This window comes from Nocardiopsis sp. NPDC057823, from assembly GCF_042797335.1.
Classification (GTDB): Bacteria; Actinomycetota; Actinomycetes; order Streptosporangiales; family Streptosporangiaceae; genus Nocardiopsis; species Nocardiopsis changdeensis.
Genome location: NZ_JBHVLR010000004.1, coordinates 77,704 through 100,556 on the forward strand (window position 1 = coordinate 77,704; position 22,853 = coordinate 100,556).

General features: G+C 67.7%; 23 protein-coding genes. 4 read left to right on the forward strand and 19 right to left on the reverse strand.

Features of this window, described 5'->3' with window-relative positions:
* Nucleotides 1-51: 51 nt before the first annotated feature.
* The 16 genes from ACFVNO_RS09075 to ACFVNO_RS09150 form a co-directional block, all read right to left on the reverse strand.
* Nucleotides 52-1,800, reverse strand: a complete 1,749-nt coding sequence (locus ACFVNO_RS09075; RefSeq protein WP_378890903.1) for an ATP-binding protein — start codon at nt 1,798-1,800, stop codon at nt 52-54.
* Nucleotides 1,801-2,775: a bifunctional DNA primase/polymerase gene (locus tag ACFVNO_RS09080; protein WP_378890906.1), complete on the reverse strand. Its 975-nt coding sequence runs from the start codon at nt 2,773-2,775 to the stop codon at nt 1,801-1,803.
* Between the two features lie 105 nt (nt 2,776-2,880).
* The gene (locus tag ACFVNO_RS09085; RefSeq protein ID WP_378890909.1) at nt 2,881-3,306 is read right to left on the reverse strand and encodes a hypothetical protein; all 426 of its coding nucleotides are present in this window, start codon (nt 3,304-3,306) and stop codon (nt 2,881-2,883) included.
* A gap of 90 nt (nt 3,307-3,396) precedes the next feature.
* Complete coding sequence (locus ACFVNO_RS09090; RefSeq protein ID WP_378890912.1) at nt 3,397-3,618, reverse strand: hypothetical protein; 222 nt, start codon at nt 3,616-3,618, stop codon at nt 3,397-3,399.
* Between the two features lie 107 nt (nt 3,619-3,725).
* Entirely contained in the window at nt 3,726-4,877 is a 1,152-nt protein-coding gene (gene dnaN, locus ACFVNO_RS09095) for a DNA polymerase III subunit beta (protein WP_378890915.1), read from the reverse strand.
* A gap of 88 nt (nt 4,878-4,965) precedes the next feature.
* On the reverse strand, nt 4,966-5,277 hold the full coding sequence (locus ACFVNO_RS09100; RefSeq protein WP_378890918.1) for a WhiB family transcriptional regulator: 312 nt from the start codon (nt 5,275-5,277) through the stop codon (nt 4,966-4,968).
* A 68-nt stretch (nt 5,278-5,345) separates the two neighbouring features.
* On the reverse strand, nt 5,346-5,594 hold the full coding sequence (locus ACFVNO_RS09105) for a hypothetical protein (protein ID WP_378890921.1): 249 nt from the start codon (nt 5,592-5,594) through the stop codon (nt 5,346-5,348).
* Nucleotides 5,595-6,126: 532 nt separating this feature from the next.
* Nucleotides 6,127-8,322, reverse strand: a complete 2,196-nt coding sequence (locus ACFVNO_RS09110; RefSeq protein ID WP_378890924.1) for an FtsK/SpoIIIE domain-containing protein — start codon at nt 8,320-8,322, stop codon at nt 6,127-6,129.
* 81 nt (nt 8,323-8,403) lie between these two features.
* Complete coding sequence (locus ACFVNO_RS09115; protein WP_378890927.1) at nt 8,404-10,032, reverse strand: hypothetical protein; 1,629 nt, start codon at nt 10,030-10,032, stop codon at nt 8,404-8,406.
* Nucleotides 10,033-10,042: 10 nt separating this feature from the next.
* Nucleotides 10,043-10,228 carry a hypothetical protein gene (locus tag ACFVNO_RS09120; protein ID WP_378890930.1) on the reverse strand — a complete coding sequence of 62 codons (186 nt, stop codon included), beginning with the start codon at nt 10,226-10,228 and terminating at the stop codon, nt 10,043-10,045.
* Nucleotides 10,229-10,258: 30 nt separating this feature from the next.
* A complete protein-coding gene (locus tag ACFVNO_RS09125) occupies nt 10,259-10,657 on the reverse strand; it encodes an RRQRL motif-containing zinc-binding protein (protein WP_378890933.1) in 399 nt (132 codons plus the stop codon).
* Between the two features lie 214 nt (nt 10,658-10,871).
* Nucleotides 10,872-12,329: a hypothetical protein gene (locus ACFVNO_RS09130; protein ID WP_378890936.1), complete on the reverse strand. Its 1,458-nt coding sequence runs from the start codon at nt 12,327-12,329 to the stop codon at nt 10,872-10,874.
* Nucleotides 12,330-12,332: 3 nt separating this feature from the next.
* Nucleotides 12,333-12,470 carry a hypothetical protein gene (locus ACFVNO_RS09135; protein WP_378890938.1) on the reverse strand — a complete coding sequence of 46 codons (138 nt, stop codon included), beginning with the start codon at nt 12,468-12,470 and terminating at the stop codon, nt 12,333-12,335.
* Between the two features lie 326 nt (nt 12,471-12,796).
* The gene (locus tag ACFVNO_RS09140; protein WP_378890941.1) at nt 12,797-13,570 is read right to left on the reverse strand and encodes a hypothetical protein; all 774 of its coding nucleotides are present in this window, start codon (nt 13,568-13,570) and stop codon (nt 12,797-12,799) included.
* Complete coding sequence (locus tag ACFVNO_RS09145; protein ID WP_378890944.1) at nt 13,567-13,905, reverse strand: hypothetical protein; 339 nt, start codon at nt 13,903-13,905, stop codon at nt 13,567-13,569. Before ACFVNO_RS09145 ends, ACFVNO_RS09140 begins: the two co-directional genes overlap by 4 nt.
* A gap of 168 nt (nt 13,906-14,073) precedes the next feature.
* Nucleotides 14,074-14,238, reverse strand: a complete 165-nt coding sequence (locus ACFVNO_RS09150; protein ID WP_378890947.1) for a hypothetical protein — start codon at nt 14,236-14,238, stop codon at nt 14,074-14,076.
* A 391-nt stretch (nt 14,239-14,629) separates the two neighbouring features.
* On the opposite strand from ACFVNO_RS09150, the gene ACFVNO_RS09155 reads away from it, so the two are divergent.
* Both ACFVNO_RS09155 and ACFVNO_RS09160 read left to right on the forward strand, forming a co-directional pair.
* Nucleotides 14,630-15,424, forward strand: a complete 795-nt coding sequence (locus tag ACFVNO_RS09155; RefSeq protein WP_378890952.1) for a GntR family transcriptional regulator — start codon at nt 14,630-14,632, stop codon at nt 15,422-15,424.
* The gene (locus tag ACFVNO_RS09160; protein WP_378890955.1) at nt 15,421-16,080 is read left to right on the forward strand and encodes a YdcF family protein; all 660 of its coding nucleotides are present in this window, start codon (nt 15,421-15,423) and stop codon (nt 16,078-16,080) included. The genes ACFVNO_RS09155 and ACFVNO_RS09160 overlap by 4 nt, the downstream gene beginning before the upstream one ends.
* Before the next feature lie 413 nt (nt 16,081-16,493).
* On the opposite strand, the gene ACFVNO_RS09165 is transcribed toward ACFVNO_RS09160, so the two are convergent.
* A complete protein-coding gene (locus tag ACFVNO_RS09165) occupies nt 16,494-17,000 on the reverse strand; it encodes a hypothetical protein (RefSeq protein ID WP_378890958.1) in 507 nt (168 codons plus the stop codon).
* Between the two features lie 28 nt (nt 17,001-17,028).
* Entirely contained in the window at nt 17,029-18,294 is a 1,266-nt protein-coding gene (locus tag ACFVNO_RS09170) for a hypothetical protein (RefSeq protein ID WP_378890961.1), read from the reverse strand.
* 1,050 nt (nt 18,295-19,344) lie between these two features.
* Between ACFVNO_RS09170 and ACFVNO_RS09175 the strand changes: the two genes are divergently transcribed.
* The gene (locus ACFVNO_RS09175) at nt 19,345-21,237 is read left to right on the forward strand and encodes a DUF2075 domain-containing protein (protein WP_378890964.1); all 1,893 of its coding nucleotides are present in this window, start codon (nt 19,345-19,347) and stop codon (nt 21,235-21,237) included.
* A gap of 17 nt (nt 21,238-21,254) precedes the next feature.
* Here the strand turns inward: ACFVNO_RS09175 and ACFVNO_RS09180 are convergent, their stop codons facing one another.
* Nucleotides 21,255-21,617, reverse strand: a complete 363-nt coding sequence (locus ACFVNO_RS09180; RefSeq protein ID WP_378890967.1) for a nucleotide pyrophosphohydrolase — start codon at nt 21,615-21,617, stop codon at nt 21,255-21,257.
* A 250-nt stretch (nt 21,618-21,867) separates the two neighbouring features.
* Here ACFVNO_RS09180 and ACFVNO_RS09185 point away from each other — a divergent pair, with 250 nt between their 5' ends.
* Nucleotides 21,868-22,833, forward strand: coding sequence for a hypothetical protein (locus tag ACFVNO_RS09185; RefSeq protein ID WP_378890970.1), 966 nt, complete (start codon nt 21,868-21,870; stop codon nt 22,831-22,833).
* Nucleotides 22,834-22,853 lie beyond the last annotated feature (20 nt).

The following is a 22,853-nucleotide window of genomic DNA, read 5'->3' on the forward strand; positions in this document are numbered from 1 at the left end:
TGCCTCTCCTTCGGGTTGGGTTGGGCGGCCCCGGCCGGGGCTTGGCAGGCATCAGGCCGGGGCCGCTTCGTGAGCGGGTTCATAGGTGCGCCGGGCGTGCCGAGCACACGAGGTGCACACCTTGGGGTGCGTGGTCGCCTCGAACCGGCGGAAGGCGGCGCTGCAACGCACACAGGGACCGGTCTCCACAGGCCCCTGAGGGTTTTTAGAGAGTTGGGGGAACACAGCCTCCGCAGCCCCCGCAGCCTCCGCCACCCGCACTGAGCTGGCCGGATGTGCGGATGCTGGGGCGGAGGCTGAGCCTCCGGCAGGGTCCGCTTCAGCCTCCGCAGCCTCCGCTGGGGCGGTCTCGGCAATGCGGTGGGCGGTGAAGGTGTAGAGCTGGCGGCGCTGCCGGTCGGCAGAACGCCCGGCCTCGGTCACGGTGATGCCGATGGACCGCAGTACCGGGGCGTCCCGCTTGAGCTGGCCGGAAGCGCGGGTGGCGTCCACCGGCCAGGACCGGGGTCGCGGCTCGGGGACGGTCACCAGGTCCAGGAGCTGGCTGACCGATCCGGTCCACGTGCCGTGCTGGTCGACGAAGTCGGCCACCGCGGACGTGAACGGCTTGGCATCGAGCAGGTCTGCGGTGGTGACCTGGGAAGCGGTCAGGTAGGTGGCCAGGGTCTCCCAGCCCATGACCCGGTCCAGGGCTCCCAGGACGTGCGCAAAGTCGGCCATGCGCGGTGCCTCGGCCAGGCGGACGTCGGGCAAGGTCGCCAGTACCTGGCACAGCAGGTCGAGCAGCGCGGCCCGGATAGCGGGTGCGGACCGGGTGAAGGCCGCCTTGATCTCGGCGACGGGACGGCGCTCACTGCGCTTGATGGGCAGGAACTCCACTGCGAGCATCCGCTCGGACAGGTCCGAGGCCAGGGCGCCGGTGTCGATGCTGGTGAGCGCGATCAGCCGTTGGAAGCTGAGGACGGACACGTCGTCGTCGCTGTACAGGGCCCGGTCGACCAGGCTGTCGCCGGTGACCGCCTTGCACAGGGTGTCCGACAGCCACATGGGGATGGCCGAAACGTTGTCCAGGCACACCGCCCAACTCGCCGTGGCGACGGTCGCCCAGGTCTTGATGTCCTTGGGTAGGGACCGCAGCGCGGCCGGTGAGGGGTCCACCAGGTTGACCAGCATCTCCAGTGCGGTGGACTTGCCGGTGCCCTGTTCGCCCTTCCCTGCCAGGATCGGGTGCGGGATATCGGGGAGCAGCCCGGACACCAGCCATCCGACGATGAGCCGGAACGCGCTCTCGTCGACGTTGAGCAGGCCCCGCAGGGCGGCCAGCCCTTGGTCGGTGTGCCCGGCCGGACCGGGGTCGGACATGGGGCTGGTCAGCTTGGTGCGCCGGAACAGCACCGGGGACCGTTCGCACACCCGCCACCCGTCGGGGCCGGCGACCACGCACCGGCCGTCGGGGGTGCCCAGGTCGATCACGACCTGGGCACCCGCTTCGGTGTGGTGGGTGGTCAACCGTAGGTGGATGCCCTGCGGGTCCTGGTCCGCTGCCCGGCCCTCCAACACCGCGATGGCGTCGGTGAGAGCCGACTGTGAGGGAACCGAGTGGTGCTCGTCGTAGTACTGGCGGGCGAGTTGGACCCGCAGGCCGTCCTTGCGCAGCAGCGGGAACGCGATCCGGGGTCCGCCCCGCCGGACGGCGTAGGCCTTACCGTCGGGCCCGGCCACCACATCGACGTGCCGGTCGGCCATCTCGATCAGCAGGGTGGCCTGGGAGGGCTTTTTCTCGTCGCTGTTCCCGCTCATCTACGCGGCCGTCCTTCCTGGTCGTGGGGTGGTGCGGCGGGGCTCCCGGAGGCCTTTGGCGAGTCCGGAGCGGATGGTGGCCTCGATCTCCCGCACCGGGTTGGGGTCGCCGGCGGCGTTGGCGTCCAGGGCGGCGTTGCGCAGCGCGTCGGCGACCCAGTCGGCATCGAGCAGGCCTTCGCGGGCCAGCTGGCCGAGCGAGGCGGCGGCGATGTAGAGGTTCTCGTTGCGCGTTCCGGGAGCGGCGTCCCGAACCCTGGCTAGCTCCCCCTTGATCGCTGCTCGCACGTAGGCGGCACGCCTGCGGTCGTCGGTGAGGATCCCGGACAGACCACCCGTTGCGGGCCCCGGGGCGGGGCGGGCGCTGTTGGTCGGCTGGTCCTGGGAGTCGGGCCTGCGGAGCAGGCGCCTATGAATCCACCAGGGCAGCGGCGCGGGGTCTTCGCGGTGGGTGACCTCGTAGGTGCCGTTGCCGTCGGGGGTGGTGATGGGGCAGCCGGGGCCGACGACGTAGCCGCCGTGGGCGCGGGTGTCGATCAGCCATCCGAGGGTGCCGCTGGTGTTACCCAGCCGCAGGCCGTCGGTGGGGTGGGTGAAGTACAGGTGGGTGCCGTTGCGGCGGGTGCGGACGGTGAAGGTGTCCAATGGCAGCGGCTGTCCGGCCTGTTCGGCCAGGACCGCCAGCACGTCGGCTCCGTCGACCACGCCGGGCAGCGCCCACTCTGCGGGCGGAGCCTGCTCGGGCTTGGGGACATCGAGGTCGATCACGACCAGGCCCGCGGGGCCGGTGGCGATGCCGTAGTTCGCCGTGGGCCACTGCTTCCACCAGGCGTGGATGCGGGCCGGGTCGGTGGTGGCCGTGCGCTCCCAGTCCTTGACCAGCGGGGGTTTCTTGCTGTTGGGAGTGAGGGGGAAGACGGGCCAGCCGCGGCGGGCGGCGGCCAGGGCGTAGTCGACGGGCTTGAAGGCGTTCATGGGGGCCTCCCGGTGCTCACAAGGAACTCCTCAGGTCAGGGGTGCTACGGACGAGGAAGGGGCGGGCCGTCACGGTGGTGACGGCCCGCCCCTGGGGTGGCGCGGTCAGAGCCAGTCGGGACGGTTGCGAGCGGCCAGGGTGAGGGTGATGCGGTCGCGGTGGCCGGCTGCGGCGGTGATCGCGGTGAGCACCGAGGCCGTGGTCGTCGCGTCCATGCCGACCAGGGTGTCGCGGAGCTTGACGGGGTGGCCCTCTGCCAGGGACGCGGCGATGCGCAGCACGGAGACCTCGGAGGAGGAAGCGGGGAAGGCCTGCCGGTTCAGGGCCTTGGTGGCCTTGTCCCAGTCGATGTGCGCGAGGGGCCGGTCGGGCTCGAACAGCTCCGAGTCGGGGACCTGGTGGACGCATCGGCTCACGAAGTCGGTGCGCCGCAGCCACACGTCGTGGTCGATGAGCAGGTTCACGGCGGCCAGCTGGGCGGTGTAGCCCTCGGCCCAGTTGCGCAGGCCCTCGGCGAGTTCGGCGGTCATACTGGTGGTGCTCCTTCGGTGTAAGGGGTCGGCCCGCCCCGAGGTCCTTGGTCAGAGCTGGGGCGGGCCGTTTTCATGTGGTGGGATGGGTCAGAGATGAGCCTCTCCGGCCGGGGTCAGCCGGAAGGCGCGGGTCTCGGGCGCGGCGTACCGGGCCTGGTGGGGCATGCCCTGGATCAGGCCCGCCTTGATCAGGTCGGCCAGTTCGTTGAACGCCTCCTGCAAGGGGATGTCGAGCGCCTCGGCCACCAGCGGCCCCGTGGTGTTCCCCGCGTTGATCGCCTTGAGCACGGTCACGGTGCGGTCGGTCATCGGTCTCCTTCGTTGGATGCGGTGGTCCGGACGGACCCCCCACACCCCAGACCGCCCAACAGAGGTGAGCTGGGGTGCAAAACGAGCGCCCGGCGGCACGGGCAAGGTCACAGGCGGACGGGCATGACGACGTGCCAGTAGGAGGCGTCGTCGGTTCCGGGAACCAGCAGGGCCGGGACCGGGGTGCGCCGCAGGAGCATGCGGACGGTGTCGGCGCGGCAGGCCCGCAGCGCGTCGGTGAGGTAGCGGTGGCTGAACGCCACCGTGGTCTCCGGTTCCCCGTCGTCCAGGACGGTGACGGCGGCGGGCAGGTCCTCGCTGGCGTCCTCGCCGTCGGCCCCGCCGTGCACGGTGACCTGGTCGGGGCCGGTGGTGAGGTGGACGGGGGCGGCGTCGGCGAACAGGCGGGCGCGGTCGATGGCATCGAGCAGCTCGCCGGTGTCGGCCACCACTTGCACGGCGGCCTCGTTCAGGGCCTTGTCGTGGAAGGAGGCGGTCTTGACCCACGCGGCGTCCAAGGGCCGCATCGCCAGGAACCGGGCCTGGTCGGCCACGGCCAGCACGGTGGCGGCGGCCTCGGTGTCCAGGTCCGCGGACAGGGTGATGGTGCCGGTCATCGACTTGGCGGCCAGCGCCAACGCGGTGCTGGGGATGAGCGCCGTCACCGGCCTGTCCCCGTCCGACTCGGACGGGTTGGGCAGGGTCGGTGACCAGGGCACGGTGCGGTGACCGATCCGGTACCGGTCGGTGCCTTCCACGACCAGCCCGACGGGCGCGAATTCCAGGTGCAGCCCGGCCAGCATCGGCAGCGTCGGGTCGTTGGAGACGGCCACGCTGGTGCGGTCCACGGCGTCGGCCAGGTCGGCGGCAGCCATGGTGCCCAGCTCGGTGGCGGGCCGCTCCGGCGGGTCGGGGTAGTCGTCGGCGGGCAGGGTGCGCACGGTCGCCGTCACCGGCCCGCAGGCGATGCGCACGCGGGCTTCCTCGGTGGTGAGGGTGAGGGTGCGGGAGGCGGGCAGTCGGGAGACCAGGTCGGCCAGCAGCCGCCCGGGCAGGATGACGGTCCCGGTGTCGGTGGTGTCGGCTTCCAGGGCGGCGGTGCCCCAGACCTCGTAGTCGGTGGCGGTGATGCGCACCTGGTCGGGGGCGATGTCCAGCCGGATACCGGCCAGGACCGGGATCGCGGGGCGGGCCGGGAGCATCTTGGCGGCCCAGGTGAGCTGTTCGGCCAGCACACCGGCGGTAGCGGTGATCCGCATCGGGAACCTCCTTCTTGTCAGGTAGAAAATGGGTGAGGGGCACCTGCCGTGTATGGGTCGGCGGGTGCCCCTCGCGTGTGTTCGGGGTTCAGGCAGCAGCGGCCTTGCGGGCGGCGTTCTTGCGGTTGCGGCGCAGGCGCCGCCGGTCGGCGCGGGTGGCGCCGCCCCAGATGCCGTGTTCGAGCCACCGGGATGCCATCGCGGCCTCCAGACAGGCGGTCCGGACGGGGCAGCGCTCGCAGACCTCGATGGCGGCGGCGGTGGCGTCGTGGTCGTCCTCGTCCGGGTACCAGTCACCGGGCCGGCCGATACGGGCGCACAGCGCCTGGGTCGCCCACCGGGGTGGGGCCGGGAGCAGGTCGGTGCCGCGCGGGCGCGGCCGCAAGCGGGTGAGGGCCATCAGGTTCGTCTCCTTCCAGGACCGGTCGGGAGACCCGCTCTTGCGGGGCGGGCCGCCCGACACGGGGGTCACATGCGCAGGTCGCCGTAGAAGTCGCCGCCGACCTGCATCACCCCGGACACAGGGCCGCTAGCGTGGACGGTGTTGCGGACGGTGCGGTGCCGGCGGGGCGCGAAGTGCAGTTCCAGGACGCCGTTGTCGATGGCGTCCATGAGCGGAATGCCGTCGGCGTCGGTGATGCGGTCGTCGTCGTGCAGGGTGTCCAGGACGGCTCGCAGGCGAGCGACGGTCATCGGGCGGCCGGTGGTGTTGCTCATCGTGGGGTCCTTCCGTGTGGTGTATGGGGGTGGGCCGGGTGGTCCCCCGGTGGCCCCGCCCGGTTGCCAGGCGGGGGCACCGGGCCATCACCCGGGTGGGGCGCAGGCAGCGCCTACGGCGAGCACGATGGCAATTCCGAGAAGGCCGCCGATGATGGGTGCGAGCGGTGGCGGACCGCTCTCGGGGGAGCCTTGGGAGTCGATCGTGTCGGCCACGCATACGGCCGCCAGAACCGCCAGGGGAACACCCCCGGCGAGTAGCCATCCATCCGGCATCACGGTCCCTCCTACAGACCCCCGGGGGCTCTCCCCGGGGGTGCCCTCACGGGGCCGCAACGGCCCGGGGAGGGGGTCTTCGCAGTCTCGTGTGACAAAGGCCGTATCGGCTGTTCAGGCGCTGTGACAGGTGGTTGTGACAAGGGTGTGTCGGGTGCTGTGACGGGCCCCGTGACACGGTCCTGTCACAGCACTCGACACGGCCCTGTCACAGGCCCCGTGACGGCGTTCGTCACGGGGGCTGTGACAGAGCGGATCACTGCGGTCGGTCGGGTGCGTCGATCCCGGGCGGGACCTGAATCTCGCCCGCCAGGATGCGGTCGCGGGCGACCTCCAGAGCGGCCCGCCAATAGCCTCGCTCCGAAGCCGCCCCAGGCACCCACCGTTGGGTCTTGGGGTCCTCTTCGACCCGGATCGACTTCATTCGGGCACGCACGGTCGGCCGGGACCACCGCAGTGCCTCGGACAGGGCCGCCACCGACACGCCCTTGGCGGACTCGCCATCGCTCAGCTCCAGGGCCGTGGACAGCACCAGAGGCAGCCCGGCCGAGACGGGGTCGACCTTGAGCCCTTCGGTCATGGCGCGGAACACGTCGTCTCCGGTCTCGTTCGAGGCCGGGCTGGTGTTCTTGCCGTCTTCGATCTCCTCGCGGGTGCGCCGGACCGACTCGGCCAGGTCGGACATGGCGTCCCCGAACCCGCTGAGTCCCCCGGCGGGCGACGTCGACCCCGAAGTCTTCTTCGGGGCCGGGTCTGCCGGGGCGGCCGGCCGCGACTTGGGGCGGCCCGGGGCCGAGACACCACCGCCGGGCAGCCATCCGTCCTTGCGGGCCCGCTCCCACCGGTCCATGTACAGGCCCGGGTTGACCCGCACCGTCACGTCGTCCAACTCGGGCCGCCACGATGCGGTGGCCTCGGCGGCCTCGGCCCCCTTCGAGGGGTTGGCGTACAGGCCCCGGAAGACTCGGGGGACATCGCCGCCGCCGTGGCGGACCAGCCCGTACCCCTCGGCGGGCATCTCCTCAGGGGCCGGGAGCTTGCCACGCCATCCGAACAGGTGGTTCAGCTCCGTCTCGTCGTTGACCCGCAGGCCCATCCGGATCTGCATCTGCGCGATCAGTGCCTTGGGCACCGAGTCCGAGACCGCCCGCAGGGAACAGATCACGGACCGGATCGACGCCGCCCGGGAGCGGTCGTTGAGGTCGGTCAGCTTGGCCTTGAGCTCGTTGGACAGGGACGCGGTCTCGTCGGCGACGATCACGATCTGCGGGATGGCGGAGGACACGGGCACCTTGTCCTGGTCCGACGCGGCCATCAGGTCGGCGTAGCCGATCTTGCGGGCCGGGATCGCGTCCAGGGCGAAGTCGAGCATCTTGTGCATCTCGGCGGGGCGGGTGGCGACCCAGTCGATGGCGGGCCGGTCCACGCGCCGCTCCAGCCACGGGCGCAAGTAGGGCAGGAACACCCCGCCGCCGTTGGGGTCTATGCCCCAGATGATGACGTCGTCGCAGCGCAGCAGGGACGCCATGAGCGCCGCGAGCTGGCTGGATTTGCCCGATCCGGTGGCGCCGATGAGCAGTGCCGACGCCCACCGCAGGTCGATCTCCATCGCGGTGCCGTCGCGGTAGACCCCGGACGGCAGCGGCTGGTTGATCGACAGGCGGGAGTAGTCCTGGGGGTAGGGCAGGGTCTCGGCGAGTGCGTCCACCGTGGACACGAACAACTCGAACCCCCGGCGCGACTCGGGCAGGCCGGCCACTTCCACACCGCACCCGGAGGGCAGGTCGGCGGCGTCCGCCAGCGCCCCGGAAACGCGCTTGAGCGCCCCCAGCCCAACGGTGGGGGGCAGTTTGCCCTTGACCGTGTACCCGGTCTTCCAGGTCCGGGACGGATCGCGCGGGTCCGGGTGCTCCCACTCCCGGATGTCGGTGACCACGGTCCCGGTGGCGTGCAGGGCCTTGTCCACACGCCGCTCCCACGCAACGGCCAGGTCCAGCCGGGCCGCCTGCTCGGCTTCGGCCTCGGCCCGGTCCTGGGCGGCGATCTCCCACGACGTGGACGCCGGGCGCAGCAGTGCGGACGCCGCGGCCCCGATGCCCAGGGCCGCGAGCATCTCCGGTGACCAGGCGGTGCCGGTCGCCAGTGCCAGGGACGACCAGCCAGCGAATCCCGCCCACCGGCCGGGCCGGTACAGGCGGGGCAGCAGTGGCAGGCGGGCGGTCGCCGCCTTGGTGAACGCGGCGGTCGCGCCGATCGCTCCGACAGCGGCCGGGGCCCACCAGGGAAGACCCACCTCGGGCAGGGACCCGACCGTGCCCACGGCCAGGGACAGCGAGGCGGCGTTGGCGGCGGACAGGAACGGGCCCTGGCGGTGGGACCACCGGCGCGCGACCTCGGCGCGCTCACGCGTGGACTTCTTCTTGGACTTGCGGGCCGGGGTGGCGATGGACATGGGGAATCCTCCTGGTCTGGGTGCGAACAAGGGGGCCGGGCCCGGAGACTTCCGGGCCCGGCCCCCTGCGGGGCGTCACAGCTAGTCCTCGCGGGTGGCCGCGTCCCACCGGTGCTCTCCGGCGCGGGGGGCCATGAGCCGCTGGATCTCCGTTTCGTGCGCCGCTCGGAACAGTCCCGGCAGCTCGTCGGCCACCGAAGCGACGTTCTGGACGGCCTGGCCGATGTTGTGCAGGTACTCCAGCACGGACGGGTGGATCGGCTGCTCGTCCTGGGCGACGGTGGCCATAGCACCCAATCCGGCGGCGACCGTGCGCAAAATCGCCGGAAGGGAGTCGAGTCCGCCCATGTAGGTGAGCATGTGGACGTCGGCCGATCCGAACGCCGCCAGCGCCTCGCGCATCTCCTCGGCCGCGGCCTCAGCGCGCACGATCTCGATCGGCTTCTTCATGACGTGTCCTTCCAGTACGCCGGAGGAGGCGGCTCCCCCTCCGGCCCCGATGGCCAGGCGCTCCCTGGCCGTGATCTCTCCCGGGGTACGGGCCGACGTGCCGATGACCCGGCCCCGCACGGGGCGGCGCGGCCGGGACCGGCGCTCGGACGCACCGAGCATCGCCACGGCCATGGCCGCCGGCCCCGACTCCCACGCCCACATGGGCCCGTAGCGGTCATCGCCCCGCACCCGCGCCCACAGGCGCCCCCACCAGGCGGCGAACCCCTGCCACAGGGCGGTGGCCCGCAGCACGGCGGCCCGACGCCGCATGTAGTCGCGGGTGCGCACCGAGGCGCGCTTGAACCGGACCCGGGTGCGCTTGAACCGGGGGTGGGACCAGCCGCGGCGGGCGGCGCCGACCATGCCCCGCAGCGGGCGGATACGCCCGGACCGGGAGGGGACCGGCAGGGCCGGGTCGCTGATCGCGGTGGTCGCCCGGCGTGCGCGCCGGGCCGCCCGGAACAGCGACCCCGCCCCGGAACCGGCCCGGCCCCCGCCGAAAGCGCTGGTGGCCCCACGCTGGGAGAACCCGCCGGGGCGGATGGCACCGACCGGGCCTACGCTCGGGGACCGGCCCCGAGCGGCCCCGAAACCCCCGGAGTGCCCGGGGAGCGAGCCCGCCGGGTCGCTTCCGGTCCTGCCGCGGCCCCGGAAGGCCCCCGAGCGCATGCCTGTGCTGCGCGCCCCCGGCAGGCCACCGGTCGTTCCTCGGCGGCCCAGGCCGCCGGATGCGGCAGCGCTGGAGCGGCCCCGGCCCGCGCCTGCGAAGCCGCGACCGCTACGGGTCCCGGCCGCACGGCCGGCCTGGCCGCCGGGACCGAACAGGGCCCGGGCCAGAGGCCCGCGAGCTCGCCCGCCACGCACCCCCGCCGCGCCGCCCTGGCGGGCGGCGTTGCGGCGGCTGCGGCCGCGCGCCATGTAGGCGGCCGCTCCGAGGGTGCCTACCGCCGCGACGGCCGCCAGCCCCAACGGGCCGACGGCCGACCAAGCGAGCCCTGAGACGGTGGCCAAGTTCGACCCGGCCAGTTCCAGAATCGGCGGTAACGGAGGCGGCTCCCCCTTCCCGGCCTCGTCCTGGTCAGCAGGCGGGGTGTCCTCCCCGGGGGCGGTGGCCGGGAACGGGGTGTCGGCCGCGGCGCGTTCGGCGTCGTCGATGGCGGGGAGCGGTTCGGCCTCGGGGATCTCCACATCCCCGTCGGCATCGGTGTCATGCGACATGACGTGCTCCTCAGATCGCAGAGAACAGCGGGGCCAGGGAGCTGGCGAACCGGCCGATGGCATCGGCGGCCCCAGCGATCATGCCGACGAACCCGGTGATGAGGCCTGCGACGCTCTCGGGGGCGCGGAAGAACCACAGGATCAGCAAGCCGACGATGAACACCGTGAGGATCTGCCCCAGGCAGCCACGGAACATTGGTCTCTCCTTCAGGTAGGTGGGGTGGGGCTAGGCGGCTGCGCTCCAGCCCTGATCGGTGGCGCATCCGGTGCCGGGCGGGCAGGTGCGCCCCAGCGAGGTGGGCAGGCAGTAGGGGTGTTCGAGGCCGCAGTCGCGGCAGGTGCGCCGCGCGGCCATGGCCTTGTCCAGGGCGGCCCGTTTGGCGGGCGTCATGGGCCGCACCGGCTTGGCGGCGTCGAGCCGGTACAGGTAGGCGATGCGGACGCCGTGGCGGGAGCCGCCGCAGCGGGAGGCCCACATCAGCTGAGCGACCGGGTCGTGTCCGCCGGGCCGCAGGCCCATCGAGCGGAGCTGGTTCTTGGTGGCCAGACCCGAGGGGGCCAGGTTGCGGGGGTAGGTGGGGATGCCGTGTGCGGTGCCTTCGGGGTCCCAGAAGCGGCGGCCCACGAGGCTCTCCTTCCTGTGCGTGGTGGTGTGGGGGTGGCGGGCTCTCACACGCGGACACCAGGGGTCTCGCGGTACCGGCCGCACCGGATGCCGGGAAAGTGCGCACAGCCACCCCGCACGCGGTGTGCGGGGTGGCTGTGCGCACCCGCCGGAAGCGGGTGGGAGGGGGCCGCCCCCTTCTCCGCCCAAGGGCGGGGAAGGGGACGGGGGCGGTTCAGGAGTCGTTGACCTTGCTGGGGTCGAACACGGGGTAGCCGTCGGACCACAGGGCCGTGCGGGTGTCGCGGACGGTGGATCGGGGGATGCCGGTGTCCCGCACGATCTGGCGGGTGGGCACGCCCCGCCCGTGGGCGGCGATGTAGAGCATCACCTCACGGCGGTGCCCTTCCAGTTCCAGGTATTGGGCCAGTTCGTCAGGGGTGGGCGGGGTCTTCGCCCCCTCTTCCGCCCGGGGGGCGGGCGCCGTGTCCGCTAGCAGGTTCTGGCGGTCCTGGGTCGGCGGGGTGTCGGGCGTCGCGGGTCGGGCCGCGGCCGCGCCGCCGCCCGGGGCGGGCGGGATCTCGCCCTGGGGGGCGCCCGTCTCGCCCGGGGTGGGCGGGATGCGGTTGAGCAGCTCCTGCAAGGCGTCGGTTCCGCGGTCAGCCAGTGCCGCCACGTGCTCGTCGGCCAGCGTCGCCAGGACCCGCCGCAGCCGCTCGGTCTCGGCCTGTTCGGTCTTCTCCGGGCCGGGGTGGGCCGGGGCCTGGTCGGTCTCATCGATGGTGGGGATGAAGACGCCGGCGGCGGTGGCCTCCAGCCGCTGGCGTTCGGCCGCCCACTGGTCGGTGCGCCACTGGGCGGTGTTGGCGCGGATGACCGCCCGGATGACGGTGGTGGTGCCCCAGGACGCCGCGGAGGCTCCCAGCGCGATGACCGCACCAGCGATCCCGACCACTCCCAGCAGGCCGGTGTCACCGGCGGCGATACCGATGGCGTTGAGGCCGACCGAGACCAGCAGCAGGACCACGATCGCGCCGAGCATGAGCGACAGCACCCGCTGGGCATCGGTGCCCAGGTCCTTGGCGGCGCCCTTGTTGTGGGTGCGCACCAGCCCCTGGAAGGTGAGCAGCAGGATCACCGGGACGGTCAGCAGGACCTCGGCCAGGACACCGACCAGGACCGCGATCGGCAGCTCCCAGGAGGTGTTCGCCCACGCCCCGATGCCCAGGGCGGAGGCGGCCGATCCGGCCAGGGACACGGCGATGAGCATCCGGCGGATGCGCGGGTCGGCCTCGTGCAACGCCAGGCTCGAAGCGGCGGGGTTGTCGGCTTCCTCGTAGGCGTCGATGGCCTCCAAGGTGGCGGCAGCCCGGTCCGCGCGGGCCTCGGCCATGGACAGCGCCCGCTCGCCCCGCTGAGCGCGGGAGCGGCGCCGGCGGCGGGCCTGAGCGAGCCGGTCCTCGGCCTGTTCGGCCTGTTCTGCCAGCACCGCCCGGGACACGGTGTCGGCGACCGCGATGCGCTGGGACAGGGTGCGGGGGTTGGCCGCGGGGTCCTCGTTGAGCGTGGAATCGTCGATGCCGTGCAGGTCATCGGTGGCGGCGGTCAACTCGCGCCAGGTTTCCACCGCCTGCTGGGGGTCGGGGTCACCGACCGCGGGCGGGTCGTCGGGGTGCTTCTTCTTGCGCAGCATGGGTCAGCCCTCCTTCGGGGTCGGGTGGGTCTCGGGGCGGGTCTGGGTCATCAGGTAGCGGCCGCCGGTCACGGCCAGCAGCACCGCCACGGCGGCGAAGACCAGGGCCAGTCCGGCCAGGCCGATCACGATGCCGGTCACCGGGTCGCCCCGCAGTGGCACACGTAGGCGGCCCTCAGGACGTCCCAGTCCATCGCGGACCCGCAGTGCATGTAGACGACGGTGGTCGGGGGCCAGGTCAGGAAGGTCAGCACGGGACGACCTCCTTCGCAGGCGCCGGGGCGGTACGGGGGTTCGTAGACTTGCGGTGGTCGCGCATCCTCATCTCCTTGCAGGCGGGTGCGTGACAGAGCCCGCCCGGGATGCAGCCCCAGGCGGGCTCGTCTGTTCAGCAGGTGGACCCTGGTGGTCCCCCCGTCCCCACCGGCCGCGACGGGCCGGTGGGGACGGGCACCCCAGGGGCGGGATCAGGCAGTGAGTGGTGCGGAGGAGGTCGCCACCGACCGGAGGCCGGCGGGGGCGGGCAGCGCCCGCTCGATGGCCTCCAGCACCGGGGCGGGGACCTGCGACCAGCGGCGCGAGAACGGGCGGTTGCACCCCATCCGCCGGTAGGTGAGGGTCTCGCGCTCGGACCGGCCCACCCGGGCGGCCCCGGCTTCCCAGATCCGGCCGCAGGTGCACACCAGGTGCGCCCGCTCCGGGGCCGCGGGGTGCCAGACCAGCTCGCGCGTGGACTGGGAGCAGTCCGGGTCCTGGCACTCCCACCCGGGCACGTTCTCCCAGGCTGTGAACCGCACTTGGGCCAGCAGGCGCTCGGCCTCTCCGTGGGGGGTTGTCATCCCGGCGGCTTCGACCAAGGCGTAGGTGCGGGCCAGCGTTCCGGCCTCGTACGCGACTTCCAGCATCCGGGCCCGGCCCAGCGCGAACCAGTCCACGTAGGCGGCGGTGCGCTCGCGCTCGGCGTCCAGTTGCTCCGTGAGCCGGTCGATCTCGGACAGCCGCTCGCGGACCCGATCGGGGATGGCGGCCTCGGTCAGCCCGTACTCCAGGCTCGTGCAGGCGTCGATGATCTCCTGCACCTGGTGCTCGGTGGCCCGCAGGTCATCGGCTAGGACCTCGCAGTGGTCGTTCAAGCGGCCGACCTCGGTGGTCAGCTTCTCGGCTTCCTCGTTCAGCTCCTGGGCCTGCGCATCGAGCGCGGCGGCCTCGGCGCGGCATCGGCGGTGGGTGAGTCGGATCATGCGGCGGCGCTCCCGTGCTCGGAGGAGAAGGGCAGGGCGGTCAGGGCGGTCAGGGCGGTGATGCGGTGGCCGTGGACGGTGACCAGGGCGCTGATCGCGGCCGCGGCCTCCTCCACACCGGCCCGCACCCCGTCGGGGTGGTCGGCCATCGGGCTAGCCAGGGTGGGGTGGTCGATCGCACGGGTCTCCAACAGGTCGGCGAGGATGTCGGCACGGGCGGCCTCGCGGGCGGCGCGTTCGTCCTCGGTCTCCTCGGGCAAGGTCTCGGCCCCCAGGTCGGCCAGGAGTTCCAGCCAGGGACCGACCAGGTCGGCGGTGGTGGGCGTGTTGGGCATGTGGGCTCCAGAAGATGAGGTGGCCCCGGACACGGTGGGCGTGTCCGGGGCCGCGGGTGGGCTCTGGTCCGGAAGGTGGACCCGGTCGGTCCCCGCCCGGCCCCGGTCACCACGCCACCGCAGGACGGGCGGTGACGGGGTTGCCGGGGCCGGGCAGGCACCAGCGGGTCAGCGGTTCAGGTCGGGGAGCCGGCCGGAGAGCATCCGGGCCTGGTCGGCATCGAGCCAGCGCTCGATCTCGGCGGCATCGGCGGGGGTGATGTGGCCGGCCGCCAGGTCCTGGGCGAGCATCCGGCGGGCGTAGTCGGCGCCCACGGGCAGCGTGTTCGACATGGGTTTCCTCCGTGTTGTGGAAGGGGTGTGGGTGTGGACCCGGGTGGTCCCCGCCCGGTCCTCGGTCCGCCGTGTTGTGCCAGCGGGGTGAGGACCGGACAGGCACCCCAGGGGATGCGAGGTGAAGCGCGGCCATTCCGTACCGCCCTGGTGAAGGCGGTGCACGAGGTCTGGGTGCCGTGGCCGGTGCCGTTCGCCGTCCCTTGGGAGCTCGGGATGGGGTCGGGGCAGAGCGCGCTGTTGAGGAAGGAGAGCTCCTGATCACCAGGCACCTACGACCGCGATTCCCGCTGTCCTAGGACTGTGGAGCTGCAACTAGACTGCACCACAGTCCTAGGACTGTCAACAGTCCTGGGATTGTGATTTCCTTGGGTCTGGAGAGGGGTTCCACATGGCACCGAAGTGGCGAGAGCTGGCCGATCGGTTGGCGGACCGCATCAGGAACGGCGACTACGGGCTTGACGGTCAGCTGCCGCATATCCGTGAACTGGTCGAGCGAGGAGAGGGCTCCAAGGCGACCGTGCATGCCGCTTACAAGGCACTGGAGGCCGAAGGGCTGGTCACTTCATCACGAGGTCACGGGACGAGGGTCCGCCCCCAGCTCCCGCTCAAGCGCATCGGAGTCGAGCGGTACGACAAGGCCAAGTGGCGAGATGGCGACCAGGTGGCCTTCATTGCTGACCGCGTGGCTTCGGACCGGGCCTATCGCCGCGATGAGCAGACTCAGACGGTCGATCGAGTAGAAGCGTCTTCGACTGTTGCGAAAGCTCTCGGTGTGCCGGTTGGATCCGAGGTCTATGCCCGGGCGCGACTCGTCAAAGAAGGGCAACAGCCGACGCACACTCTGACCAGCTACTACCGGCCCGAGCATGTTGAGGGAACGCGTCTCGTCGACCCGACCCCGGGGCCTGCCGGCCGCGGTGGTGGTTTCCGCGTGTTGTACGAGGCCGGTTACGAGATCGACCACATGAGGGAAGAGCTGTTCGCCCGGGTGCCGACGCAGGACGAAGTCAAGAAGCTCTTGCTGCCGCCGGGGGAACCCGTGATGGAGCTTCACCGGACCACGTTCACCGCAGATGGCACCATTGTCGAGTTCGCGATTGGTGTACACGCGGCATCGCGTTTTTCGTGGATCTATGACTTCAAAGTCCCCGACTCAGTCAGAGATGGAAAGGATGGACAGTGATCTCGAAGCAGTCGTGGTCAGACGCCGAGGACCTCTGGAACTTTCATCGCATGCATCACGAGCCACGGCCGTGCTCGGTGGCTATCGGGCTTGGGAGTCATGACCTCGGGGTGGCCGATGCGACCGTCGACCTCTACAAGCGGGGGATGGCGCCGCTGATTGTTTTCACCGGCTCCACGAGCCCTACAACAGAAAAGCGGATGCCGCGCGGTGAGGCAATTCATTACCGTGAGCGGGCCTTGGATCTAGGCGTGCCCGGCTCCGCCGTGTTGATCGAACCAAACGCCCGCAACACGGGTGAGAACATCCGTTTCTCTCGCACTGTCATTGAAGATGCGGGCATCGAAGTGGACTCGATCCTGCTGGTCAGCAAACCATACGAGGAGCGGCGCTCCTGGGCCACAGCACGAAAGCTGTGGCCTGAAGTCGAGATTGTCAGCGCGTCGGATCCTGTGAAATTCGAAGACTACGTTGATGGCATCGGGAGTGCGCGTCTGGTCATCGACATGATGGTAGGGGCGCTGCAGCGGCTCCTGATCTATCCGAGCCAGGGCTTCATGATCGAGCAACCAGTTCCATTGGACGTGGTAGAAGCATACGATCGCCTACGCAAGGAAGGCTTTACGAGTCGACTCGCGAAAAGCAGCGCAGTGTAAATAATTAAGCAACGAGACTGCCGCTCCAACACCTAAATTCCAGGACTCGGACCCACACTCCACAAAAGAGAAACCGCATCCCCCGAGATCCTCCAACCCGACCCACCCTATTTGTAGGTCGTGAAACACATCCGCGCCGAGATCGAATCCAAGAGTCCCAAAGAAGGAGATCTCCTCGACTTAGTGCACACGATCAGCAAAAAGTGGGGAACCTCTTTGGCGGCGGCCATCAAAGCCACAGGGGCCCTCAAATCGGAGGGCCCTATGCGCAGCGAACCAGGAATCGACACTATCGTTTCTCTAGGGAATTCTGGGAGAATTACGACAACAAGCGAACGAAAATTAATTCTTACGAAAACAAATCGAACCCAGGCCATAAACGCTTGAGTTCGATTTGCCTTACACCAAGCGATTTACATCAGGGCAATGAAACCGGCAAGATAGGAGGCCGCAAAAGCAAGCGGAACCCACTGCTCAATATGAGAAAGGGGGAGATAAAGCCTCCAATTCTTCCCCTCGCCAAGAGCAGCCCACTCCGCACGCCAGTAGGGCGAAGCTGGGAGCCGCTCCTCCAGGGCCCCGATAACCAAGAATTTGGCGCCATTCAAGAGCCGATATGATCGAACCATCATATACCACGCCAAGCACGAAATCAAAAGAATCAAGAACCCTGGAAACAGCGCAAAGAAGGAAAACTGCCCCTGCTGACCTTTTAGTACTGCTGTCAATACGGTCACAACCAGAGTATTCAAAGAAAGAAAGAACGTGTTGGCAACACTTCGCCGGGCACTCACCCTATCCGCCATTTCTATACATATCTTATACTGCTCAATCAATATCTGCTGGTAAGTTTCACCGCTTCCACTACGGGGATCTTCGAAGAAATCTTCATTCCAAAGCGACTTCCTAACGCTTTCCATTTCACTCCTCGCAAACATCTTGAAGAAACTAATCGTTCTCGCAAGTTAAACGAAGATGCTGAGCTTCCAGTTCACACAGCGGATCCTGCAGTCCCCTCGCAAGAATCGAAAAATAGTTGACAACTCCAAGCTCTGGAGCGTACAAACCATAAGCAGCCCTAGATTTACTCTGCCACGATCTCGTGAACCAAATAAAACCAACAATGCCTCCCGGAAAAACAGGAAGAGTCGGGCAGGGAATTTTTTCTTTGCGCTGCCTTTGGTTTTTTTTCAGCTTAGCATGGATCTTCTTCACCACTTCTTGATATTCTTGTTCTCCCATCTTTTCTGGAGTAATCAGGAGAAGACGGCTAGGAGGAAGCAAGCGGACCGCCTCCGCCACCTCCCAAATTGTAGATTCTCCAGGCCCCAGGAGAATAACAACAAGCCTGGAATTCAGCATTAGTTTTTTTACTGCATCCTTCCAGTCATCTTCCGGAAGATACGTCCTCAACGCCCCTGCGTGCGGCTTTTTTTCTCCCGGAATCCCCACAGCTACCATTTTCCCGACAGGCTTGAACGCCATTGCCATTTGTTCTTCCTGTGTGCCACCCCCCAAAAAAATGCTTAAAATTGAGCCAGTCACAAGAGAAGCAACGAGGGGGGCTTCGATGCGAGATTGCCGCTCATCCTCGTTAAAAGTTCTCAAATAAAGAACATAGCTTCCCGGCTCCAACGAATCAATATCCTCCAGCACTGGGGAAGCCATCCTTCTCGAAGAAAGGTGAACCTTCCTCCCCCATTTAAAAATCGCATAACTGAGAATCAGGCCAAGGGAATTAACTATCCACACCAAAGAAGCCGACAAAGTCGAATCAAAGGAGGCGCCATAGGCCACTACAGCTGGATAAAAAGCTACGGAAATAAATAAAAACCCAAGACCAATAGATCTCGCCAGCAAAGCTAGAGACGGCAAGGCTGACTGCGCTCCAGCGCCCGAGCGCCCCGCCCCATCGAACCAACCCCCTGCCCTCCCACGATTTTTTAGCTCGTCCTTCCTGAAATTCCAACTCCTATTCCAGGACACTTTTTTTGCGAATGTCAAAAGCCAGAGTGCAACCCCACCGAAAGCAAACACCAGAGCTGCACTGAGCCAGTGCAAAACACTAGGACCCGGTGAACCAAAAAACACCGGAATCGCAGCCGAAAGCATAGCCAGGAGTAGCAAAGTCCACCGGAAAACATCACCCCGGTTTAACCATTTTCCTCGCATCGGAACAAACGAGGTAGCCAACAAAAGCATCAGGAAAGCCATTGCCAGGCCGTAGGACCCTAAATAAAATCCACCATCCAAATGGGATCACTCTTTCGCATTTTGATCTAACTGAGCACGGGTTTATCCAACTGACTCGCACGCGAGGAGCCTTCAGCAAGAGAATAGCGAAAAGCCGACGTGGCGACCAGCCCAGGAAAGATATTGGAGCTTTTTCGCCGAATGACCGATTTGGTTTTCCAGTGACTTGAGTTCTTCATGATGCCCTGATGCTGGAGCTGCGTTCCTAGAGACCGACAGCAGAGCACTTCATAACCAAATATCACTTCTCCGGAGAGCACGAGGTCGCCTAGGTGCTACTGGCCCTCTCGGTGAGACCACCCCCGTATGCGCGGGGAATACACCGTCGAAGAGCCCGAGCCCGACGGCACCCCAGGGCCATCCCCCAATGCATGGGGAGCGAGTCAACAACCTGCAAAGGTTCCACCGGAAACCAGCCAGATTTATGACTTCCCAAGAAACGGACATTCAACCCATAAAGACGAGTGTTGCCCACCGATGCCTCCCGAAGCTACTCGGAGGGGACTGAACCGGTAGCCACTGCTTCAGGCAAACGGCAGCGGAGGCTGAAGCGGAGCCTGCGGAGGCTGGCGGAGGCTGAGGACGGAACTCAGCCTCAGCAGCATTCGAGCAGGTGAGCGGTACCGGTGGCGGCATTGCGGAGGCTGCGGAGGCTGGTTCTTCTTACTCTCTAAAAAGGCGAGGTACAGCAGGCGCCCACCCCCACTGGCTAGCCATGGAGGGGCGAACGCTCCGCCGGGGAGCGGGCCTTCGAGGGGGCTCCGTGGGCAGGCCCTGGTCGGGTGGTGGACAGAGGGAGCATCTGCGACGGTGTTCAGGCAGGTCAGGGCGATTCAGCCCTACGGCCTCCGAGGCCGTGCGATGGGCCAACGTGGTTCTCGAAGGTCACAGAGTTCTTTGGGCCTGTTTCGCACGAAACCGATTGGCTGCTGTCGGAGCCGTGAGCTAAGTTGCTGCCTCGCATCCCCTGACCGTCACACGGTCCCACCGCCGTGAAGGAGCCGCTCCCCAGTGGGTCTGCACTGCCTGTACCAGGCGACAGCCTCAGAAGTCGACAGTGCCCTGCAGGAGGGGCGACTCATCCCCGCCATGGTGGACAGCTTCCGTCAGTCGACCGGGAACTCCCCCAGCCCCGGGGAAGTCGAGTCCTGGCAGAACAGCAACTCCCATCTCGCCCAGGTGCTCGTTGATGCCGGGCTCGGAGAAGTGCAGATGCTGCTCGAACTGCAGCTCCCGATCGCCGATCTGCGCATGGATGCCGTCCTCGTGGGTTCGCAACCCGGGTCCGGTGCCATGTCCGTGGTGATCATCGAGAACAAGCAATGGTCCCGGGCTTATCCGGTGCCCTACAGCGAACTGGTGTCCTTTTCCCAGCACCCGGCAGCCAAGTCCTATGTGCATCCCGTCAATCAGGCCTGGGGCTATCAGCAGGTCCTCAAAGGCTTCGTTCCCCTGCTGCGCCGTACCCGGGTGAGGTTCATCGCCAACCTGCACAACGCCGGCCCCGACACCATCAAGGCCATCTCGCTGACCGGCATGCCGACGGCCGAACTGTTGAACTCACCGGACAAGCTCTACGGTCGCATGTTCGGCGGCCATCAGCGGGAGGCCTTCATGAGCGCTCTCCGCCAGGTCCTGTCCGCGGACAACGCCACCGAGCACGCCCGGGAGTTGCTCGCGGCCACGGTGCGCTCCACCGAGCCCCTGATGTCCGCGATCGCCGACGGTCTCGGCGAGCGCACCATCTTCCCGCTACTGGACGAGCAGCGAGAAGCCTACGACTACGTGCGAGGGCAGCTCCGTCGGTCCCGAGCAAGCCAGCACAAGGAAGTGGTCGTCATCGTCGGCGGGCCGGGCACGGGCAAGAGCGTCATCGCGCTCGAACTCATGCGCTCTTTGAACGCTGACGGCACCAATAGCGTTCACGCCACCGGCAGCCAAGCCTTCACCCAGACCCTGCGTAAGAGCATCACCCGATCCTCTCGATCACGGGAACTGGCGTTCAGTTACTTCAACCAGTTCGCCAAACGCGAGGGCAACAGCGTGGACGTCCTGATCGCTGACGAAGCCCATCGCCTGCGCGCACGCTCCACGCCGAACAGCCCCCGCTCACAGGTCGACGAACTCATCGAAGCGGCACGGGTCCCCGTCTTCCTGCTGGACGATCACCAGAATGTCCGCTCCAACGAAGTCGGATCCGTGGCACTCATCCATCAGGCTGCGCAGGACCTGGGGCTGAGAGTTCACCAGATCGACCTTCGGCACCAGTTCCGGTGCGGAGGAGCACCCGAGTACATCGACTGGATCGACCGTCTTTTGGGACTCGCCGAGGACCAGCCCCCGGTGCCCTGGCCCGGGCTGGAGAACTTCGAGCTGCGCGTAGCACCCAACCCTGCGGAGATGGAGGCCTTTCTGCAGGCAAGGGCCAACGAAGGCTTCGGGGCGCGGATCGCCGCCGGTTACTGCTGGCCGTGGAACAAACCCGGCCCTCAGGGTCTGCTGAACGACATTGTCATCGGAGACTGGAAACGCCCCTGGAACTCCTTCGCGGACCGCTACCTGGGCCGGATCCCCCCGTCCTCTTTCTGGGCCACCGACCCCGGGGGGATGGGCCAGATCGGCTGCGTCTACACCGCGCAAGGCTTCGAGTACGACTACGCCGGCGTCATCTTCGGCAACGACCTCGTCTGGAGAAGCGGCCGTTGGCTCTCCAATCCTGCTGCCAGTCACGACAACCGCATCGACAGGGGCCGAGGCTTCGACTTGGCCGTCCGCAAGATCTACCGGATCCTGGCCACTCGAGGGCTCAAAGGCGCTGTCTTCTACTCCACGGATCCCGAGACCAACCACTACTTCGTTGAACTCGGCATCCCGAAAATCGGGCGAGCCGGATCCAGGATCTGACCCCGCCATGCTCGCGCTCAGGTTCCGCGCTGGTGTGCTGTGTACTTCAGCGCGTTCCCTCTTGCCCTGTCCGCCGGGTAGCGGGTCTCGTTGATAGCGACCTTGGCTCTCAGGGCCTCCTCCAAGTCCACGTCGAGCACATCGGCCAGCCTCAGAAGGTAGGAGAACACATCGGCCAGCTCTTGGCGCACCGCTTCCGCCCTCTCAGGGTCCTCCATGACCTGCGCGGCCTGCTCCGAGGTCAGCCACTGGAACTCGGCTGCCAGCTCACCGACCTCCCCCGAGAGCGCCATGACCAGGTTCTTGGGTGTGTGGAACTGAGCCCAGTCCCGTTCTTCGGCGAAAGCAGAGAGTATGGCCTGCAGCGATGAGATGCCCATATCCGACAGATATCAGAGCCCTGGCCCGGCCGGCGCCGACTGTGACCCGAACAGCAACCGGATGGCCTGGGACCTAGAGTCGTCACTCCCTACCAGCGGTGGAACTACGTGGACCTGCTCCGCATCGGTTCCGTCCTCATGGTGCGGTACAACGGCTCCTACACCCTCACGCGCTCACCTGCGAGGCCTCATGCCCACTTCCGTCTTCGTCTACGTCCCGACACAGCCCGTCTCCCGTGCCAACTACAGCGTGGGCAAGAAGCACGGGATCTGGGGCTGGAAAGACGGCGCGCTGGATCAGAAGATGCAGAACCAGCAGCACAACGCACGTGAACTTGTGGAAAGCCTGGTTCCTGGAGATCACATCATCTTCGGCCACTCCGTCCCCCGCGGTCCACGGGGCAACAAGGGCCGGGATCCGTTGAGCCTGACCTTCGAGCACGTGATGATGACCCGGGTAACCGAGCAACCACACCAAGGAGTGGTCCCCGTCTGGACAGACGAGGATGCGCAAAACCCCGTCGTCTACCCCAAGCGGATCCGATTCGAGATCGTCTGGGAGCAGGAGAACATGTCCGGCGGCCTCTTGGGGACCGAGGTCGTGGCCGCGCTCCTACAGTCCGGCAACAACCAGGGGGCGCCCATCACCGTCAGCCAAGAGGCTCTGGACTTCAGCGGATTCACCGGTGAACCCCACATCCAGACCGTGGCTGTGGAGCCCTCCGAAGCCACCGGACAACCGACCTCCGCGATGACCGTGCCCCCTGACCCGAAGAAGGCCGGCCGAATCGATTACAAGAAGGACACTGTCCACGGCAAGACATGGGCAAAAGTCCGTAAGGAGCACAAGGAGCTGAAAGAGGCAAAGTTCGGCAATGCGGAATATCTGGAGTGCTCCTTGTGCGGCCGAACCCTGCCCGCCGCCGTGGTCCGTGCGGCTCACATCAAAGCGCGCAAGTTCTGCCAACTGGACGAGTACTTGGAAATGGCGAACATCATGCCCGCCTGCGCGCTCGGGTGCGACGAACTCTTCGAGCACGGTTTCGTCTACGTCGACGAGCATGGCTTCGTGCGTGCAAACCTGAGTAGCAAGGCCACCCCTGCGCTGGCACAGGCAGCTCAAGCCCTCGATGGGAATCTTTGTACAGCCGTGAGCCCGCACAGCGCAGACTTCTACGCCTTCCATCGGGCCAAGGCGATCGGGACAGCGCAGTGAATCGTATAGGGCTCTAAAAC

Bases quoted from the DNA above. Each gene is read 5' to 3' on its own strand.
- ACFVNO_RS09075 (WP_378890903.1), bottom strand. From the start codon at position 1,800: ATGAGCGGGAACAGCGACGAGAAAAAGCCCTCCCAGGCCACCCTGCTG.
- ACFVNO_RS09080 (WP_378890906.1), bottom strand. From the start codon at position 2,775: ATGAACGCCTTCAAGCCCGTCGACTACGCCCTGGCCGCCGCCCGCCGC.
- ACFVNO_RS09085 (WP_378890909.1), bottom strand. From the start codon at position 3,306: ATGACCGCCGAACTCGCCGAGGGCCTGCGCAACTGGGCCGAGGGCTAC.
- ACFVNO_RS09090 (WP_378890912.1), bottom strand. From the start codon at position 3,618: ATGACCGACCGCACCGTGACCGTGCTCAAGGCGATCAACGCGGGGAAC.
- dnaN (WP_378890915.1), bottom strand. From the start codon at position 4,877: ATGCGGATCACCGCTACCGCCGGTGTGCTGGCCGAACAGCTCACCTGG.
- ACFVNO_RS09100 (WP_378890918.1), bottom strand. From the start codon at position 5,277: ATGGCCCTCACCCGCTTGCGGCCGCGCCCGCGCGGCACCGACCTGCTC.
- ACFVNO_RS09105 (WP_378890921.1), bottom strand. From the start codon at position 5,594: ATGAGCAACACCACCGGCCGCCCGATGACCGTCGCTCGCCTGCGAGCC.
- ACFVNO_RS09110 (WP_378890924.1), bottom strand. From the start codon at position 8,322: ATGTCCATCGCCACCCCGGCCCGCAAGTCCAAGAAGAAGTCCACGCGT.
- ACFVNO_RS09115 (WP_378890927.1), bottom strand. From the start codon at position 10,032: ATGTCGCATGACACCGATGCCGACGGGGATGTGGAGATCCCCGAGGCC.
- ACFVNO_RS09120 (WP_378890930.1), bottom strand. From the start codon at position 10,228: ATGTTCCGTGGCTGCCTGGGGCAGATCCTCACGGTGTTCATCGTCGGC.
- ACFVNO_RS09130 (WP_378890936.1), bottom strand. From the start codon at position 12,329: ATGCTGCGCAAGAAGAAGCACCCCGACGACCCGCCCGCGGTCGGTGAC.
- ACFVNO_RS09140 (WP_378890941.1), bottom strand. From the start codon at position 13,570: ATGATCCGACTCACCCACCGCCGATGCCGCGCCGAGGCCGCCGCGCTC.
- ACFVNO_RS09145 (WP_378890944.1), bottom strand. From the start codon at position 13,905: ATGCCCAACACGCCCACCACCGCCGACCTGGTCGGTCCCTGGCTGGAA.
- ACFVNO_RS09150 (WP_378890947.1), bottom strand. From the start codon at position 14,238: ATGTCGAACACGCTGCCCGTGGGCGCCGACTACGCCCGCCGGATGCTC.
- ACFVNO_RS09155 (WP_378890952.1), top strand. From the start codon at position 14,630: ATGGCACCGAAGTGGCGAGAGCTGGCCGATCGGTTGGCGGACCGCATC.
- ACFVNO_RS09165 (WP_378890958.1), bottom strand. From the start codon at position 17,000: ATGGAAAGCGTTAGGAAGTCGCTTTGGAATGAAGATTTCTTCGAAGAT.
- ACFVNO_RS09170 (WP_378890961.1), bottom strand. From the start codon at position 18,294: ATGGCTTTCCTGATGCTTTTGTTGGCTACCTCGTTTGTTCCGATGCGA.
- ACFVNO_RS09180 (WP_378890967.1), bottom strand. From the start codon at position 21,617: ATGGGCATCTCATCGCTGCAGGCCATACTCTCTGCTTTCGCCGAAGAA.